Annotated in this window: 14 protein-coding genes; 12 read left to right on the forward strand and 2 right to left on the reverse strand. The window is 73.1% G+C overall.

From position 1 onward, the window contains the following. The first annotated feature begins 112 nt into the window (after nt 1-112). The 6 genes from ACZ4LX_RS11975 (at nt 113) to ACZ4LX_RS12000 (ending at nt 7,655) form a co-directional block, all read left to right on the forward strand. Nucleotides 113-2,362 (forward strand): PBS lyase, encoded by a 2,250-nt coding sequence (locus tag ACZ4LX_RS11975; protein ID WP_467642696.1) that lies wholly within the window; start codon nt 113-115, stop codon nt 2,360-2,362. Next, nucleotides 2,359-2,685 (forward strand): zinc ribbon domain-containing protein, encoded by a 327-nt coding sequence (locus ACZ4LX_RS11980; protein WP_467642694.1) that lies wholly within the window; start codon nt 2,359-2,361, stop codon nt 2,683-2,685. Before ACZ4LX_RS11975 ends, ACZ4LX_RS11980 begins: the two co-directional genes overlap by 4 nt. Before the next feature lie 96 nt (nt 2,686-2,781). After that, nucleotides 2,782-3,573, forward strand: coding sequence for a hypothetical protein (locus tag ACZ4LX_RS11985; RefSeq protein WP_467642692.1), 792 nt, complete (start codon nt 2,782-2,784; stop codon nt 3,571-3,573). A gap of 137 nt (nt 3,574-3,710) precedes the next feature. Then, the gene (locus tag ACZ4LX_RS11990; RefSeq protein WP_467642690.1) at nt 3,711-5,090 is read left to right on the forward strand and encodes an FtsW/RodA/SpoVE family cell cycle protein; all 1,380 of its coding nucleotides are present in this window, start codon (nt 3,711-3,713) and stop codon (nt 5,088-5,090) included. A gap of 34 nt (nt 5,091-5,124) precedes the next feature. After that, nucleotides 5,125-6,582 (forward strand): peptidoglycan D,D-transpeptidase FtsI family protein, encoded by a 1,458-nt coding sequence (locus ACZ4LX_RS11995; protein WP_467642688.1) that lies wholly within the window; start codon nt 5,125-5,127, stop codon nt 6,580-6,582. Between the two features lie 110 nt (nt 6,583-6,692). Further along, nucleotides 6,693-7,655 carry an amidase family protein gene (locus tag ACZ4LX_RS12000; RefSeq protein WP_467643017.1) on the forward strand — a complete coding sequence of 321 codons (963 nt, stop codon included), beginning with the start codon at nt 6,693-6,695 and terminating at the stop codon, nt 7,653-7,655. Nucleotides 7,656-7,741: 86 nt separating this feature from the next. Here ACZ4LX_RS12000 and ACZ4LX_RS12005 read toward each other — a convergent pair whose 3' ends face one another. Then, nucleotides 7,742-8,611: a hypothetical protein gene (locus ACZ4LX_RS12005; RefSeq protein WP_467642686.1), complete on the reverse strand. Its 870-nt coding sequence runs from the start codon at nt 8,609-8,611 to the stop codon at nt 7,742-7,744. Nucleotides 8,612-8,835: 224 nt separating this feature from the next. On the opposite strand from ACZ4LX_RS12005, the gene ACZ4LX_RS12010 reads away from it, so the two are divergent. The 6 genes from ACZ4LX_RS12010 to ACZ4LX_RS12035 all read left to right on the forward strand — a co-directional run bounded on the left by ACZ4LX_RS12010 (nt 8,836) and on the right by ACZ4LX_RS12035 (nt 15,638). Then, entirely contained in the window at nt 8,836-9,354 is a 519-nt protein-coding gene (locus ACZ4LX_RS12010) for a GNAT family N-acetyltransferase (RefSeq protein WP_467642684.1), read from the forward strand. A gap of 168 nt (nt 9,355-9,522) precedes the next feature. Then, the gene (locus tag ACZ4LX_RS12015) at nt 9,523-10,458 is read left to right on the forward strand and encodes an AurF N-oxygenase family protein (RefSeq protein ID WP_467642682.1); all 936 of its coding nucleotides are present in this window, start codon (nt 9,523-9,525) and stop codon (nt 10,456-10,458) included. Between the two features lie 25 nt (nt 10,459-10,483). Beyond that, a complete protein-coding gene (locus ACZ4LX_RS12020) occupies nt 10,484-11,257 on the forward strand; it encodes a TetR/AcrR family transcriptional regulator (protein ID WP_467642680.1) in 774 nt (257 codons plus the stop codon). Then, complete coding sequence (locus ACZ4LX_RS12025) at nt 11,254-11,520, forward strand: hypothetical protein (protein ID WP_467642678.1); 267 nt, start codon at nt 11,254-11,256, stop codon at nt 11,518-11,520. The genes ACZ4LX_RS12020 and ACZ4LX_RS12025 overlap by 4 nt, the downstream gene beginning before the upstream one ends. Before the next feature lie 121 nt (nt 11,521-11,641). Next, nucleotides 11,642-14,239 carry an outer membrane protein assembly factor BamB family protein gene (locus ACZ4LX_RS12030; protein WP_467642676.1) on the forward strand — a complete coding sequence of 866 codons (2,598 nt, stop codon included), beginning with the start codon at nt 11,642-11,644 and terminating at the stop codon, nt 14,237-14,239. Between the two features lie 160 nt (nt 14,240-14,399). Beyond that, a complete protein-coding gene (locus ACZ4LX_RS12035; protein WP_467642674.1) occupies nt 14,400-15,638 on the forward strand; it encodes a C40 family peptidase in 1,239 nt (412 codons plus the stop codon). 190 nt (nt 15,639-15,828) lie between these two features. Here ACZ4LX_RS12035 and ACZ4LX_RS12040 read toward each other — a convergent pair whose 3' ends face one another. Then, a complete protein-coding gene (locus ACZ4LX_RS12040) occupies nt 15,829-17,070 on the reverse strand; it encodes a styrene monooxygenase/indole monooxygenase family protein (protein WP_467642672.1) in 1,242 nt (413 codons plus the stop codon).

Genomic DNA, 17,070 nt, shown 5'->3' on the forward strand with positions numbered 1-17,070 from the left:
GACATTGTCATGCTCAATGGCAAAAGGCGGGGTGGGGTGGGCGGATTGTCCGAGCGGTGGTGCACACTCTGCGCAGACACTGCTTCGGGGGAAACCGTGGGGAGGCGATGGCGTGTTCGCGGGGATCGACGAGGTCGACTGGGCCTCGATGGAGCATGCCTACGGGCCTGCCGATGATGTGCCGGAGCTGCTTCAGGGCCTGGCGTCCGCCGATCCGTCGACGCGCGAGGCCGCGCTGGACGGCATGTACGGGGCGGTCCACCACCAGGGTGACGTGTACGCCTGCACGCTCGCCTGCATCCCCTTCCTCTTCGAGCTGGTCGTCGATCCCGCGGTCCCGGACCGAGGGGGCATCGTCGAGCTGCTGACCAGCATCGGCGGCATCGACATCGACGAGGAGGACATCTGCGGGGCCGAGGACGAGGCCGAGGGCGTGGCGAACTACGCGATGGCCGCGGCGGCCGTCAGCGCGGGTGCCGGGGTGTTCTTCGCGCTGATGGCCGACGACGACCCGGGGGTGCGGGTCTCCGCCCCGCTGGCGCTTGCCACCCTGCACGGCAGTCCGGACCGCGTGCTGGCCCTGTTGCGGGAGCGGCTGACGGTGGAACCGGACGACGAGGTGCGGCTCGCGCTGGTCGAGGCGGCGGGACGGGTGGCGCTGCGGCACGCTCCGCTGACCGGCCGGATCGCCGACTGGCTGAGCCGGCTGGCCGCCGAGGCCAATCCGCCGGGGCTGCGGCTCGCGGCCCTGGCCCAGCTGGCGCGGTGCGCGCCCGAGGGGCTGCCGGACGATGTGGTGAGCGTGGTGGCGGGCCTGTTACGGCAACTGCGCACGGACCCCGGGGGCGCGGCCGGTGCGGGACCCGTGCGCGGTACGGAGGGCCCGCAGACGGCCGGGGCGCCGGATGTGCTGGGTGTCCTGGGTGTCCTGGGTGCCGTGGACGCCCCGGACGCCCCTGGTGCCCCCGATTCCCCTGAGCCGGGGGTCCGGACGGCCGGGGCGCGCGGCGATCTCGATCCTGGCGCTCCGGACGGCGCACCGGTGACCCTGGTGGGGCAGCTTCGGGCGCTGTCGGCCGAGGAGCGGACCGGGCGTACCGCGCCCTGGACGGCCGATCTGCTGCGCACCCTGCACACAGGCCTCGACGACCGGGTCGCCGACCGGACGGCGCTGCTGGCCGACCAGCTGCGCAGCCCCGAACCGGGGCAGCGCATCGACGCCGTCCGGATGAGCAGCGGACTGATCCGGGCCTGGCGCGGTTCCTACGAGGAGCTCGTCCGGCTCGTGGGCGAACAGCTCGCCTCGGAGGAGCCGAAACTGGCCGAGGCCTCCTCGCACGCCCTGGAGGAGCTGTTCGGTCTGGCCGCACCCGCGGCGGACGCGCTGGCGGCCAGGGTCGCGGCCGATCCGGGCACCTGGGTGCGGGAGTGGGCGAGCGGTCCGGCGGGGCTCGGCAGCGCGGTGAAGGCCCTGGCCCGCCTCGGCGACGCCCGCGCGGTGCCCGCGCTGGAGGCGGCGCTGGAGCGGCCCGAGGTGCCGCAGGACGTGGGGTACGCGCTCGGGCATCTGGGGGCGGCCGCCCGGCCGCTGACCGGCCTGCTGCGGCGCAGGCTGGACGAGATCGCGCTGGACGACGAGGCCTACGACCGGGCGAGTCCGCTGCTCGCCGGGCTGACCGCGCTGCGGGCCGGAGAGGCGGCGCCGGAGGTGCTGCGGATCCTGCGCGGGGCGCCGGATTACCGGGGCGAGTGGCTGCGGACGGCGGCACTGCGGGCCCTCGGCTCGTTCGGGCCCGAGGCGCGCTGCGCGGTCCCGGAGCTGCGGGCGCTGATGAGCCGCCCCGGGACGGCCGGGGCCACGGAGGCGGCGGGGGCGCTGTGGGCCGTCGACGAGGACGCCGGGGCGGTCCTGCCGGTACTGACCGAGGGGCTGCTGGCCGAGCACGTGCGCGAACGGCGGCTGGCGGCGAGCGCGCTCGGCAGGCTCGGCGCGCACGCGGCGGTGACGGCGCCCCGGCTGCGGGCGCTGCTCCAGCACGAGGAACTGTGGCTGCGGGTGGACGCGGCGATCGCGCTGTGGGAGGTTTCCGGACGGGCCGAGGAGTCCGTTCCGGTACTCCTCGCGGCCTGGGAGAAGAACCGTCATGTCAGGGTCCGGGTGGCCGAACGCCTGGCACGGACGGGAGCTGCCTGCGCCGGGCCGGACGCGGTACTCGTGCTGCACGCCGAGCTCGCCTCCGTACGCCGTCACAACGCGATGGACGGCGGATACGGCAGCCACGACACGTACGAGGACGAAAAGCTGCTGGCGCTCTGCCGCCGGGCGCTGCGGGGACATACGGGGAAGGGACCCACGACATGATCATTTTCGGTACGCGAGGCTATCTCCACCAGCTGGCGATCCTGACGCTGGTCTGCGGCTGGTGCGGGAACCCGGCCGCGCACACCCTGCGCAAGCGGGTGACCAAGTTCACCCTGTTCTTCGTGCCGCTGTTCCCCTTCTCGACGAAGTACGCCACTCAGTGCACGTTCTGCGGCGGTGAGCAGAAGATCCCCAAGGAGCAGGCCGATCAGCTGCTGGCCCAGCACACGCTCGCCCAGGGCGAGAACCACCTCGGCCGGTCCCAGCAGCCGGGATACGCTCCGGGCGCGCAGGGGCCGGGCCAGAACCCGTATCAGCAGTAAATACGCATAAGGCACTTCCTTCCGAATAAGGTCTACGGAGCCGGAGTCGTGCGCACGCACGCGCGGTCCGGCCGGCCGTCGGAACGGGAGGAAGACATGCGTCCGCAGCACCGGACGGGACGCCGCGCGCCCGCCGTCGTCGCGGCTCTCCTCGGCACCACGCTGCCGGCCGGCTGCGGTACCGGCGGCGAGCTGAAGAGCGCCGGGCAGGCCCCGGCCGCCATCGGCCCCGCCCGCCTCCGGCCGGAGCTGCCGCCCGCCTCCGTCGCCCCCTACGACTACGGCGAGGGCGAGACCGCCCATATCCCCGGGATCACCGTCCCGGGCGGCGATGCGCACCGGCTGGACCCGGTGGAAGTGGTGCCGGCCGGGCTGAACGCCCGCCCGGACCGGTCCAGCGGCACGGCCGCGCTCCCGGCCGAGGCGGTACGCCGGATCCACGCCTGCCGGACCACGCCCGCGTCCTGCCCGGTACTGAAGCCGTACTACCGCGATCTGACGGGCGACGGCCGGGACGAGATGGTCCTCGGCATGCGGCTGGCCGACCGCCAGCTCTCCGTACGCGTCTACATGCCGGAACCCGGCGGCCTCACCCGGATCATGCCGGCCTCCGACGCCGTGCTGAGCGTGGAGCCGGCCGGCCGGGACCTGATCATGCGGGCACCGTCGGCGATCACGGGGTACGAGTACCGCACGGCCTGGTCCTGGGACGACCGGCAGCGGGCCACGCTGCCCACCCAGGAGGAGATCCTGCGGACGGCCCCGCGGGCCGACCCCGGCCACCGCCCCATGGGAAGCGCCCGGCCGTCCGCCCCGCCGACGACCGGAGCGACCCCGGCGCCCGGCACCGCGGCTCCCTCGGCGGCCGTCACCGCGGAGCGCCGGTGAAGTCCGCCCGGACCGGCGCGACCCGGAGGAACCGCACTCCCCCACCGGCGTCTGACAGCTCGCCGGCACCCGGACCCATGAACTCCCACATCATGACATAAGGGAAATAACACCCACCTCTTGCTACGTTGCCTGGCATGACCGCAACGACGGCGGACGCACCCCCGCCCGAGCTGCGCCTGCCCAGGCGGCGCGGCGTGGAACTCTCGCTCCTCATCGGGGCCGTCCTCATCTCCGTCTACGGCTACGCCGCCGTCGGGCTGGCCCACGACAACGCGGTCCCGCCCGATGTCGCCGGATACGGCGGCGGACTCGGGCTGCTCGCCCTCCTCGCCCATCTCGCCGTCCGCTTCCGCGCCCCGTACGCCGATCCGCTGCTGCTGCCCATCGCCGTCCTGCTCAACGGCGTGGGGCTGGTCCTGATCTACCGGCTCGACCTGGAGACGCCGAGGGACCGGGCGGCACCCACGCAGCTGGTCTGGTCCACCCTCGGCGTCGCCTTCTTCATCGGGGTGGTGGTGTTCCTGCGCGACCACCGGGTCCTCCAGCGCTACGCCTATCTCTCCGTCGCCGCCGCCCTCGTCCTGATGATCGTGCCGATCTTCTTCCCCGCGGTGAACGGTGCCAAGATCTGGATCCGGGTCGGCGGATTCTCCTTCCAGCCCGGCGAGTTCGCCAAGATCCTGCTCGCGGTGTTCTTCGCCGCGTACCTCGCCGCCAACCACAACGCCCTCGCGTACACCGGCCGCAGGATCTGGAGACTCCAGCTCCCCACCGGCCGGGTGCTCGGCCCGATCGTGGCGATCTGGCTGATCAGCGTCGGCGTGCTGGTCCTGGAGCGTGACCTGGGCACCTCGCTGCTGTTCTTCGGCCTGTTCGTGATCCTGCTGTACGTGGCGACCGGCCGGACCGGGTGGATCGCCGTCGGGCTCATGCTGGCCGCCGTCGGCGCGTTCGTCGTCGGGTCCTTCGAACCACATGTGCACAGCCGGGTGCAGGACTGGCTCGACCCGTTCGCCTCCATCGACGCGGGCCAAGGGCCCGGCCAGCTCGCCCAGTCGCTGTTCGCGTTCGCCGCGGGCGGGATGCTCGGCACCGGTCTGGGGCTCGGCCACTCCATCCTCATCGGCTTCGCCGCCAAGTCCGACTTCATCCTGGCGACGGCCGGCGAGGAGCTCGGCCTGACCGGGCTGACCGCGCTCTTCATGCTCTACGCCCTGCTGGTGGCCCGCGGTTACCGGGCGGGGCTCGCCCTGCGCGACGCGTTCGGGCGGCTGCTCGCGATCGGCCTCGCCTCGATCCTGGCGCTCCAGGTGTTCGTGATCGCGGGCGGGGTGATGGGGCTGATCCCGCTGACGGGCATGGCGATGCCGTTCCTCGCCCAGGGCGGTTCGTCGGTGGTCACCAACTGGATCATCGTGGCGCTGCTGATCCGGGTCAGCGACGTGGCCCGCAGACCCCATCCCGACGAGGTGGAGGCCGGAGTCGTCGCACCGGTCCCGGAGGCCGAGCTGTGATCCCGTACCCGTCGACCGCACGGGAGGCCCGGCCGTGATCCGCTACATCCGGCGCGCCGCCGCCTTCTGTCTGCTGCTGCTCGTGGCGCTTCTGGTGAACGCCGCCCGTGTCCAGGTCTTCGAGGCCGACGAACTCGACGACAACCCCGCCAACCGCCGTATCAGCATCGACCGTTACGACCAGCCGCGCGGCAACATCCTGGTCGCCGGCCGCCCCGTCACCGGCTCGGAGAACACCGGCGAGCAGCTCGCCTACGAACGCACCTACCGCGAAGGACCGCTGTACGCGCCGGTGACGGGGTACGCCTCGCAGACGTACGGCACCACCCTGATCGAGAACGCCGAGGACGCGATCCTCTCCGGCACCGACCCCCTGCTCGCCCCGCTCCCGTTCTGGAACGAGATCACCCGCGGCCGGCAGCCGGGCGGCGATGTCGCCACCACGATCAAGGACTCCCTGCAACGCGCCGCCTACCAGGGGCTCGACGGCCGCCGGGGCGCGGTCGCGGCCGTGGAGCCGACGACCGGCAAGATCCTGGCGCTGGTCTCGACCCCGTCGTACGACCCCGGGCGGCTCTCCGGCACCGGCTCGTCCGTCACCGACGCCTGGCGCGAGCTCAACGCGTCCACGAGCCGGCCGATGCTCAACCGGGCGATCCGGCAGACGTATCCGCCTGGCTCCACGTTCAAGATCGTGACGGCCGCGGCGGCACTGGACGCCGGGGTCGTCACCGATCCGGACGCCGGGACCGACACCCCCTTCCCCTACGTCCTGCCGGGCACCACGACCACCCTGCCCAACGAGGCGAGAGGCTGCGAGCAGGCGTCGCTGGCCGAGGCGATCCGGGTCTCCTGCAACACCGTGATGGCGCACCTCGGGGTGGAGGTCGGGCTGGACGGCATGGTGGAGGCGGTCGGCAGGTTCGGCTTCAACGACCCGGGGCTCAAGATCCCGTCCGGGGTGGCGAAGAGCAACTTCGACACGGAGATGAGCGACGACCAGCTGGCCCTGTCCTCGATCGGCCAGTTCGACACGACGGCGACCCCGCTCCAGATGGCGATGGTGGCCTCGGCCGTGGCCAACGGCGGCGACCTCATGCGTCCGCACCTGGTGGACCGGACGACCACGCACAGCGGCTCCACCGTCCGCACCACCGGGTCGCGTTCGTACCACCGGGCGATGAATCCGCTGACGGCGACGCGGTTGCGGCAGATGATGATCGACGTGGTGCGGGACGGCACCGGCACCAACGCGGCCATCGACGGGGCGACGGTCGGCGGCAAGACCGGCACGGCCCAGCACGGGGTCGGCAACTCCGGTACGCCGTACGCCTGGTTCATCTCCTGGGCGCAGGCGGAGGGATCGGCAAGGCCCGCCGTCGCCGTCGCCGTGGTCGTCGAGGACGCGTCCGCCGACCGGGCCGACATCAGCGGCGGCGGAAGCGCCGCGCCGATCGCGCGTTCCGTGATGGAGGCGGCCCTGGAAGACTGAGGACGGTGACGGATCACAGGGATGCCGCGGGCGCGGTGGCGGCGATCGAGCGGGCGGATCCCCGGCTCCGCGCCTTCCTCGCGGTCTGGCGCGAGGAGGCGTCGGCCCGGATGCCCGAGGCCGCCCGGCTTCCGCTGGGAGGGCTCCCGTTCGCGGTGAAGGGGCACACCGGTATCCGTTCGTACGCCGCCCGGCGGCTGGTCGCGGCCGGTGGCGTCCCCGTCGGCTCGACGTCCGTGCCCGGCCCCGGCACGTACTGGAAGACCTGGGGCCTGGGCGCCCACGGACGCACCCTCAACCCATGGCGCCCGGACCGGACGCCGGGCGGCTCGTCGGCGGGCTCGGCTGTGGCGGTCGCGGCGGATCTGGTGCCCCTGGCCACCGGCAGCGACGGGGCCGGGTCGGTGCGCATCCCCGCTGCCTGGTGCGGGGTGTTCGGACTGAAGACCACCAACGGGCTGCTGCCCTCCCCCGACCGTTCCGGCCTCGCGTCCGCGGGCGTCCTGACCGGGACGGCCGCGCAGGCACACGCCTATCTGGCCGGTGTGCTGGACGGATACGAACCGGCCGTCGCCGAACCGCCCCTGCGCGCCGTCTTCAGTCCGGACCTGGGATTCGCGGACGTCGACCCGGAGGTGGCGGCGGTGGTGCGGGGCGCGGTGGACCGGCTGACCGGGGCGGGGGTGGTACGGCTGGTGGAGGGCGGCTGCGAACTGCTGGACCCGGCGGACGCCTGGCAGGCCGTACGCGGCGGCGCGACGACGCCGCCCCTGGACGAGCTCCGGCGCGAGAACGACCGCAGGACGGATGCCCTCTTCGCCCGCGTGCCTCTGCTCCTGACCCCAGTGACCCCCAACCGCCCGCACGGCCACGAGGGTCCGGGAGAGCTCGTCTCCACCTCGCTCACCTGGGCGTTCAACCTGAGCGGACATCCGGCGGCGAGCGTGCCCGCCGGATTCACCTCCGACGGCTGCCCGGTCGGGCTCCACCTGGTGGCGCGACGCGGCGCGGACGCCTCGCTGCTCGCCATGGCCTGCGCGGTGGAGGACGTGCTGGGGCCCCTTCGGGGGTGAGGGGGCGGGTCGGGCGGGACGGCCGGCTCGGCCGACCCGGCCGGCCGGGACCTGACGCCGAGCCCGACGCCGGGCCCCGGCGGCCGTCAGCTCGCCTTGGCCGCGGCTATCGGCTTGCGCGACTCGGCCCTGACCTTCGCGGTCTCCAGCGCGGCCTTTTCGAGGTCGACCTTCTCCGGGGCCTGGAGCGCGGTCTCGGCGGTGACGACGGCGACGAAGGACGCGGTGTTGTCGTCACCCCACGCACACATGGGAAGGGTGCTGCTGACGGCCCCGTCCTTCGACCGCACGACCTGGCAGGAGACCGTGATCCCGTATCCCTCGGGGGTGAACTCCTTGGCGGGCACGGCAATGGTCATGCCCTCGTTCTGCGTCGCCCCCTCAAGGATCTTGTCCCGGGTGAACTCGGGCCCCTTGATGCGGCCCCACATCCCGGAGACGATCAGGGTGCCGCCGCTCTCGGAGGTGTACTGGGTGACGACGGCCTTCGCGTCCCGGATGGTCGGGTCGTAGGTCTCCTCGATCTCCTTCCCGTCGGTCGAGGAGGAGTCCTTGAGGAGCGTGTACTCGCCGTCCAGCAGCTTCTTCGGCACGGTCAGCCGGTATTCGGCCGCCGGGAAGTCACCGGCCGTCGGAAGATCCTTGCCCACGTCCGCCTTGTCCACCAGACGTGCGAGACCGAACGCGAGACCGCCGGCCACCACCAGGGCGCCGACGGTGATCCCGACGATCAGCCCGGTGCGGTTCCGCTTCGGCGGCGGCATCCCGGGGAACCCCGGCCCGCCGGGTCCGGGCCCGCCCCAGGGCTGGGGCGGCTGGGGATACCCGTACGGCTGCTGCTGCCCGGGAACCGGCTGCTGGGCGTAGGGGTTCGGCCCCTGCTGGGGCGGCGGGCCGTACGGGCCCTGCGGCGCCCCGTACGGGCCCTGCGGCGGCTGGGGCGGTGGCGTGGTCATGACGCCCAAACTACGCCATGCACGCGAACATCAATTCGAGCCCTGGGGTCCATGGCCGCCCGCGCGGACCCGTACACCGAATACGCCAGTGCAGGCCGGTCGGCGAGCTCCTGGGGGATCGTCACCTCACCACTGTCGCAGCCCGGCGATCCACGGAGCCGATCGTCCCCGGCCGGCTCAGCGGCCGGCCCGGCCACCGCCCCGCCCCGTGCGACTGTTGGGCCATGAACGATCGCCACGAGCTGACCGTCGTACGCCCCGGGGCGGGCTCCCTCTCGACCGTGGACGGTCTGTCCGCGCTGCTCACCGACTACCACCTGCGGACCGAGTCGGAGAAGTACGGGCCCCTGGCGGACGCCGCCGCGCTGCCGGACCGGTACCGGCTGGAGACCGAGGATCCGGACACCGCGTTCGCCGACGCCGTCGTCCTCGTCGCGCTGGACGGGGACACCGCCGTGGGCTGCCTCGTGGTGACCGCGCCCGTGGACGGCCGGGTGGAGGTCAAGCGTCTGTGGACGGCCCCCGGTCACCGCGGCCGGGGGGTCGCCTCCGCGCTGCTCGGGGCCGCGCTCGACCATGCCGCACGGAGCCGGGTCCGCACCGTGCGGCTTTCGGTGTGGCGGTGGCGCACGGGGGCCATCGCGCTCTACCAGCGGTTCGGCTTCTCCGTCACCACGTCGTGGGACGAGCGCGAGGAGCTGGTCTGCATGGAACGGCCGACGGAGAATCGCACCGGCTCCTGACGGAGGCGCCACGGCTCGGGCAAGTCACCCGGCTTCCGGCCCGGTTGGCCGGCCCACCCGTTGGTAGACACCGGGTCAACAAGTCCTGCCCAAGGGATTGACCAGCTTGCTGACAGGTAGTCTCATAGCGGGTGACCGTCGGTAACCCTTGGGAGGGTGCGCCCAGCCATGACGACCGTGACCGAACGCGATGTGCAGGTGCTCCGCGACGCACTCGGCCCGCTCCGCGACCGCGAGCAGATCGCCGAACGCCTCCTGGAAGCCTCCGCCAAGCACTCCTTCGACCCCGACAAGGAGCTCGACTGGGACGTGGCGCCCGAGGACGGCAAGTGGTTCTGGCCGCCCGAGCTGCTCTCCCTCTACGACACCCCGATGTGGAAGAGGATGTCGCAGGAGCAGCGGCAGGACCTGGCCCGGCACGAATCCGCCTCGCTGGCCTCCCTCGGCATCTGGTTCGAGATCATCCTCATGCAGCTGCTGATCCGCCACATCTACGACAAGCCCGTGGTCAGCAACCACGTCCGCTACGCGCTCACGGAGATAGCCGACGAGTGCCGTCACTCGCTGATGTTCGGCCGCATGATCACCTGGGGCGGGTCGCCCAGCTACCCCGTGCCGCGCCGCTACCACAATCTGGCCCGGATGATGAAGACCATCTCCACGACGCCCGGTTCGTTCGCGGCGACACTGCTCGGCGAGGAGATCCTCGACTGGATGCAGCGACTGACCTTCCCCGACGAGCGCGTCCAGCCCCTGGTGCGCGGGGTGACCCGTATCCATGTCGTCGAGGAGGCACGGCATGTCCGCTACGCCCGCGAGGAGTTGCGCCGCCAGATGGTGACCGCCCCGCGCTGGGAGCGCGAACTCACCCGGGTGAGCTGCGGGCAGGCGGCCCGCGTCTTCTCCATCTGCTTCGTCAATCCGCAGGTGTACGAGAGTGTCGGCCTGGACCGGCAGGAAGCCGTGGCCCAGGTCCGGGCGAGCGGGCACCGGGCGGAGGTCATGCAGTCGGGGGCCAAGCGGCTGACGGACTTCTTCGACGACATCGGTGTCCTCAACGGCCCGGGACGCAGGCTGTGGAAGCGCTCGGGCCTGCTGGCCTGACGGCGACGGCGCTTAGGCTGCTCGTATGACCTCTGCCGCAGCCGCGCCGCCGACCCGTGCGTACCGAAGGCTCAGCGTCGAGGAGCGGCGCGCCCAGCTCCTCGGCGCGGCGCTCACCCTGTTCGCCCACCGGGCCCCGGACGAGGTCTCCCTCGACGAGGTCGCGACGGTGGCCGGGGTGTCGCGCCCGCTGGTCTACCGCTACTTCCCCGGCGGGCGGCAGCAGTTGTACGAGGCCGCGCTCAGGTCCGCCGCGGAGACGCTGATCCTGTGCTTCGCCGAACCGGCCGTGGGCGCGCCCACCGAGCGGGTGACGCGGGTCCTCACCCGTTATCTCGCCTTCGTCGACGAACACGACGCGGGCTTCAGCGCGCTGCTGCGCGGCGGCAGCGTCGCCGAGACCTCCCGGACGGGCACGATCGTCGACGAGGTACGGCGGGCGGCGGCCGAGCAGATCCTGCTGCATCTGGGCCGGGGCGCGGACAGCGAACCCGCGCCGAGGCTGCGAATGATGGTGCGCACCTGGATCGCCGCGGTCGAGGCGGCCTCGCTGATCTGGCTGGACGAGGGGAAGCAGCCGGCCGCGTCCGAACTGCGCGACTGGCTCGTCGACCAGTTCATCGGACTCCTCGCCGTCACGGCCGCCACCGACCCCGAGACCGCGTCGGCGGTGGCCGGACTGCTGCCGCTGGAGACAGCGGCAGGCCCGGCCGGCCGGCTCGCGGACCGGCTGGCGCCGCTGCTCGGCGCGGCGGAGCATCTGCTGCCGCCGGGCCGATCGGTCAGACTGGAGCGGTGAGAAGCGAGAACACCCCCTTCACCGGCGGCCCGCTGGACGGGCGGGTCCTGCCCGTCCTCGTCGGCGCGACGGGCCACCCGCCCAAGTGGTACGAGGTCCCGGTCCCGGCCGCCGACGGCGGACCGGCCACCGTGTACGCGTACCGCAGGGTCCCGGCCGGATACACCAGAAGGCTGGGCATCCAGCGGGGCTGGGTGTACGAGTACGCCCCCGGCGGACGCGAACGCCACCGCCCCAAGTGGCCCTGGTCCAAAGCGGGGTGACGCGTTCCGGGCAGGGCGGCACCCCGGGCGCCGGGCACTGCCCGGTGCCGGACGTGCCCCGGCCGGCGGACCCCCTAAGATCGACGGTCTGGTCCGAAGGACGGTCACAAGGGGGTGCGCCATGGAGGCGCTGCGTCAGGACGATCCACGCCGCTTCGGCCCGTACACCGTGCTGGCGCGGTTCCGTGAGACGGCCGCCGCGGTCCAGTACCTCGGGCACGGATCGGTTCCGGACGACCTCGTCGTGATCACAGCGGCCCGGCCCGCGCTGGCCTCGCTGCCCGCGTTCCGGCGGCGCTTCCAGGCGGAGTCGCGTACCGCCGACCGGCTGGCGGGCGGCTGGGTGGTGACACGGCTGGACACACCTGCCGAGGAGGCCGAGGACGACGGCCTGCTGTGGACGGCCTCGGCGTACGTGCCGGCGCTGACCCTCGCCGAGGCGGTCGACATCGCCGGACCGCTTCCCGAGCGTGTGGTGCGGATACTGGGCGCGGGCATCGCGGAAACGCTCTCCCGGGTCCACGCCACGGGGGCCGTGCTGCAGGGGCTCGCTCCCCGGACCGTACTGCTGGCGGCCGACGGGCCCCGGCTCACCGCTTTCGGGCCCTTGGGCGCGGCGGCCGACGCCGAGGCACGGCCGGGCGGCCAGCTCTCCGTACGGCTCGGGTATCTGACGCCGGAGCAGGTCGCGGGCCAGGAGGCCGGGCCGGAATCCGATCTCTTCGTGCTGGGCCTGCTGCTCGCGTACGCGGCGACGGGCAGCACCCCGCTGGCGGACGGCCCGGCCGCCGAGGCCGCCGACCGGATCGCGCACGGCGAGCCCCGGCTGGACGGGGTGCCCGCCGAGCTGCGGGAGCTGGTCGCCGCCTGCCTGGCGAAGGACCCGGCCGACCGGCCGACGGCGGGCGCGGTGGCGGCGGAGCTGGCGCTGGAGGGCGCGGCCGGACTGGCGAAGGGCGGCTGGCTGCCCGAGCCGCTGGCGGCCGCCGTGGCCGATCAGAGCGCCCGGGTACGGACGCTGGAAGCCGCACCGCCGGCCGCCGAGGCAGCGGTGGCGGACGTGCCCGACATACAGGACGCCGTCCCCGCCCCCGAGGACACACCGCAGGCCGCACCCACACCGCACACCCCCGTCCCGGCCCCCGCTCCCGCCCCCGACACCCGGACCGCGCAGCTCGGGGTCATCGACCACCAGGCCCTCCGGCCCGACCGGGCCACCACCCAGCTCTCCCTGCCGCCGGGGCAGCTCGAACAGCCGGGGCAGCCTGGCCTGCCGACCGGTGTCCCCGCCGCGCCCCTGGCCCCGCAGACGCTGCCCGCGCCGGGACCTGTCGCCGCCCCCTTCCCCGCCGCCGTGCCTCCCGCAGCCGCTCCCCCGGCCGCCACGAAGTCCGCCGCCGTCGACCGGCGGACCCTGCTGACCGGCGCCGCCGCCGGGGTCGCCGGCCTGCTGATCGGGGGCGGCGGGACGCTCGCGCTGACGTCCGGTGACGACGACGGGACCACGGTCGACGCCAAGCCCGCGCCGAGTCCCAGCCGGCCGGTCGTCGCCGGGCTGCCTCCGCAGCCGCGCTGGATCTACACCCACCCGGCGGCCGAACCGGCCCCGCTCACCGCCGCCCTCTGGAACGAACGGCTGCTGGTCCTGACCGACGAGACGCACGCGTCCGCCGTCGATCTGCGCACCGGGCGCCGGATCTGGGAGAGCGCGGACGCGGCGAAGGGCCAGGCCGCCCTGCCGGCCGGCAAGGAGTTCGTCTTCGTCGCCGGTCCTTCCGAATTCCTGTGGCTGTCCGCGAAGGACGGCCGGGTGGCCCACCGGGTGGCGTTCGCCGACGGGTTCGAGGACGCTCCGCAGCTGTCGGTGCAACGGCTCGTCGGATCGTCGGGTCCTGACCTCTGGTTCACCGGCTCGCACGAGGTGACCGTCAAGGCCCCCAAGCCCAAGAAGGGCAAGAAGCGCGGCAAGGACAAGAAGGTCGTCACGTCGTATCTGTTCGGGTACGACATAGAGCAGCGCAAGGAGCTGTGGCGGACGCCCGTCACCACCGGTCGCGGCCCGGCCGCGCCCGTGTACCGGCTGATGGCTGTCCGGCCGGACGCCGTCGTCGTACGTCAGGACCCGCTGACGCTCACCCCGGCCGAGGTGAAGGCCGCCAAGGGCAGGGCCCGCTTCCGCAGCTTCGACCGGAAGACCGGAAAGCTCCAGTGGACCAAGGCCTTCGGCACGGTCGCCCCCGACGCGGCGGCGATGGGAGACGCGGACGGGGTGCTGTACGCGGCGGTCGGCGACGGCCTCCGCGCCTTCGAGACGCCCGACGGCAAGCCGAAGTGGACGCTGGACGGCACACCGGATTCCGCCTTCGGGACCTCGGTCGAGGCAGGCGCCCTGCTGCACACCACCAGCCGTGACCAGGAAGTGGGCGTGGTCGACCGGGAGACCGGGAAGCTGCGCTGGCGGCGGTCGACCGAGGCGGCGGCGGGCGGATCGGCACCCTCGGTCACGGTCAGCGGCTCGGGCGGCACGCTCCTCGCGGCGGGCCCCGGACAGGTCACCGCGTTCGCGGCGGCCGACGGGCGGCGGCTCTGGAAGTTCCAGGACATCGGGGCCCAGGACCCGAAGGGGGAGAAGGTCACCGCCTCCTACCAGGTGCTGGCCTTCGCGAAGACCGCGGTCGTCCGGCGCGGCCGCGTGATCTACGCGTTCCCGGTCGACTGACGGCCCGGCGGTCCCGGGCCGCCCCACCGCCGTCCGGGGGAACCGGCCGGCCGCCACGCCCCGAGGTTCTTGCATCACCCGACGGCGGGTGAGCGTATGGAGGAATTGCGCTCGCTCATGGGGTAGTCACACGATTCACCCCGTTTCCGGAGGTGATGTCGTGCCGGGCCAACTCCTGCGCTCCCTCGGCACGGCGGCGCTGGCCGCCGCGGTCGTGACCTCACCGGCCGCGGCCCTCGCGGCCCCCTTGCCGGACCCCTCGCCCTCCCCCACCGCCTCGCCGGACCGCTCACCCGGCCTCTCGCCGGCCCCCTCGCCCGGGCCCGAGGATCCCGCGACCCCGGCCGCCGGACCCGAGGCGGTGGCGGGCGGTGTCACCGGGCTCCTGACGGAACTACAGCGGCTGTACCAGCAGACCGAGGAGGCCACCGAGACCTACAACGGGACGGCTGCCGAGCTGAGGAAGCGGGCCGCGGAGGCGAAGAAACTGGACTCCGCGCTCGTCACCGCCCGGCTCTCGCTCTCCCGCAGCCGCGACGCCGCCGGCCGGCTGGCCCGTGAGCAGTACCAGGGCCGTTCCGACCTCTCCGCGTATCTGCGGCTGCTGCTGATGCGCGATCCCGAGTACGCGCTGGACCAGGGCCAGCTCCTCCAGCGGCTGGCCGCCGGCCGGGTGGCGACCATGAAGCGGCTCGGGGACGCCGAGAGGCGTGCGGCCGAACTGTCGAAGCGGTCCCGCGCGCTGCTGGACAAGCAGCAGGTCCTGGCGGCACAGCGGAAGAAGCAGCGCGACACGGTCCGGTCGCGGCTGAACCAGGTCGAGGGTCTGCTCGCCACCCTGTCCCAGGACCAGCTCGCCGAACTCTCCCGCCTGGAGGAGAAGAACACGGCCAGGGCCCAGGACGCGCTGGTCTCCTCCGGCGCCCTGTCCTCCGTCCGGCCGGCGACCGCGGAGGGCGGCGAGGCGGTCCGGTACGCGATCGAGCAGGTCGGCAAACCGTATGTGTGGGGCGCGGAGGGGCCGGACTCGTTCGACTGCTCGGGGCTTACCTCACAGGCCTGGGCCGACGCGGGGCGCACCATTCCCCGGACCTCGCAGGAGCAGTGGCAGCAGCTGCGCAAGGTACCGCTGGACGCCCTGCGGCCGGGCGATCTGGTGGTCTACTTCCCGAAGGCGACGCATGTGGCGCTGTACATCGGCAACGGCCTGGTGGTGCAGGCGCCCCGACCCGGTTCCCTGGTCAAGGTCTCCCCGGTGGCGTCGAATCCGCTGCTGGGCGCGGTCCGCCCCGACCCGGAGAGCGCACCGCTGGCCACGTACAGCCCGCCCGAGCTCCCCGAGGGTGCCACCAAGGGCTCCGACGAAGGGTACGGCGAGAGCTCGGCGCCCTCCGAGTAGCGCGCCCGTCCCGGACACGTACCTTTCCGGACACGCACCTTCCGGACACACGTCTCTCCGCAGACGCACCGGCCGGGCCGGGCCCGCCGGGATCCGACGGTGCCCGGCCCGGCCGGTGCGTCTCTGCGGGGCATTTCCGCGTTCGCGGTGCGTACCCGCTCTGTCGTGCGTCTCCGCGTTCGCGGTGCGCTCAGACGGCCGGGGTGGCGACCGAGGCGAGGTAGGCGTTCGTCTTCTCCGGGTCGTAGAAGAAGTTCTCGAAGTCCGCCGGGTTGTTGAAGCCGTTGGCGAAGCGGTCGGCGACCGGCTGGAGCTGGCCGGCGGCGCCGATCAGGTTCAGCACGTGCTCCGGCGGGACGCCGAGCATCGCGTTCGTCCACTTCGTGACGTGCTGGGCGGTGTCCCAGTAGCGGTCGAACGTGGACTGCATCCACTCCGCGTCGAACGCGCGGTCGCCGTGCTCGATGATCGAGTCCAGGTAGGCGTTGGCGCACTTGGAGGCCGAGTTGGAGCCCTGGCCGGTGATCGGGTCGTTGGCGACGACCACGTCGGCGACACCGAGCACCAGGCCGCCGCCGGGGAGCCGGCCGATCGGCTTGCGGACGGTCGGGGCGTAACGGCCCGCCAGGGTGCCGTTGGCATCGGTCAGTTCGACCTTGGTGGCGCGCGCGTACTCCCACGGGGTGAACCGCTCCATGAGCTCCAGCGTCTTGGCCAGGTGCTCGGAGGGGTCCTTGATGCCCTGGAAGACGTCGAGCGGTCCGCCCGGGATGCCCTCCCAGAACAGGATGTCGGCGCGGCCGGACGTGGTCAGGGTCGGCATCACGAAGAGCTCGCCGACGCCCGGGACCAGGTTGCAGCGGACCGCGTCGAACTCGGGGTGCTCGGGGCGCGGGCCCATGCCGTGGACGTACGCGACGGCGAGGGCGCGCTGCGGGGCGTCGAACGGCGAACGGGACGCGTCCCGGCCGAACATGGAGACCAGCTCGCCCTTGCCCGCCGAGACCATCACCAGGTCGTAGGTGCGGGAGAAGTAGTCGAGGTCCGAGACGGCCGCGCCGTGGATGACGAGCTGCCCGCCGCGCTGGGCGAAGGTCTCCATCCAGCCGGCCATCTTCACGCGCTGGTCCACGGACTGGGCGTAGCCGTCCAGCTTGCCGACCCAGTCGACGGCGCGCGAGGAGTCGGGCGCGGCGACCGAGACGCCCAGGCCCTCGATGCGCGGGGCCTGGGACTCCCAGAAGTTGAGCTGGTAGTCCCGCTCGTGCTGGAGCGCGGTGTGGAACATGCACTGCGTCGACATGACCCGGCCGGAGCGGATCTCGTCGGCGGTGCGGTTGGACATGAGGGTGACTTCGTAACCCTTGGACTGCAGTCCGAGGGCGAGCTGGAGCCCGGACTGGCCGGCTCCGACTATGAGTATCTTCCGCAT

This window comes from Streptomyces sp. NPDC026062, from assembly GCF_055568375.1.

Excerpts from the sequence above, each read along its gene's own strand:
- ACZ4LX_RS11980 (WP_467642694.1), top strand. The coding sequence starts at position 2,359 with ATGATCATTTTCGGTACGCGAGGCTATCTCCACCAGCTGGCGATCCTG.
- ACZ4LX_RS11985 (WP_467642692.1), top strand. The coding sequence starts at position 2,782 with ATGCGTCCGCAGCACCGGACGGGACGCCGCGCGCCCGCCGTCGTCGCG.
- ACZ4LX_RS11990 (WP_467642690.1), top strand. The coding sequence starts at position 3,711 with ATGACCGCAACGACGGCGGACGCACCCCCGCCCGAGCTGCGCCTGCCC.
- ACZ4LX_RS12000 (WP_467643017.1), top strand. The coding sequence starts at position 6,693 with ATGCCCGAGGCCGCCCGGCTTCCGCTGGGAGGGCTCCCGTTCGCGGTG.
- ACZ4LX_RS12005 (WP_467642686.1), bottom strand. The coding sequence starts at position 8,611 with ATGACCACGCCACCGCCCCAGCCGCCGCAGGGCCCGTACGGGGCGCCG.
- ACZ4LX_RS12010 (WP_467642684.1), top strand. The coding sequence starts at position 8,836 with ATGAACGATCGCCACGAGCTGACCGTCGTACGCCCCGGGGCGGGCTCC.
- ACZ4LX_RS12015 (WP_467642682.1), top strand. The coding sequence starts at position 9,523 with ATGACGACCGTGACCGAACGCGATGTGCAGGTGCTCCGCGACGCACTC.
- ACZ4LX_RS12020 (WP_467642680.1), top strand. The coding sequence starts at position 10,484 with ATGACCTCTGCCGCAGCCGCGCCGCCGACCCGTGCGTACCGAAGGCTC.
- ACZ4LX_RS12030 (WP_467642676.1), top strand. The coding sequence starts at position 11,642 with ATGGAGGCGCTGCGTCAGGACGATCCACGCCGCTTCGGCCCGTACACC.
- ACZ4LX_RS12040 (WP_467642672.1), bottom strand. The coding sequence starts at position 17,070 with ATGCGGAAGATACTCATAGTCGGAGCCGGCCAGTCCGGGCTCCAGCTC.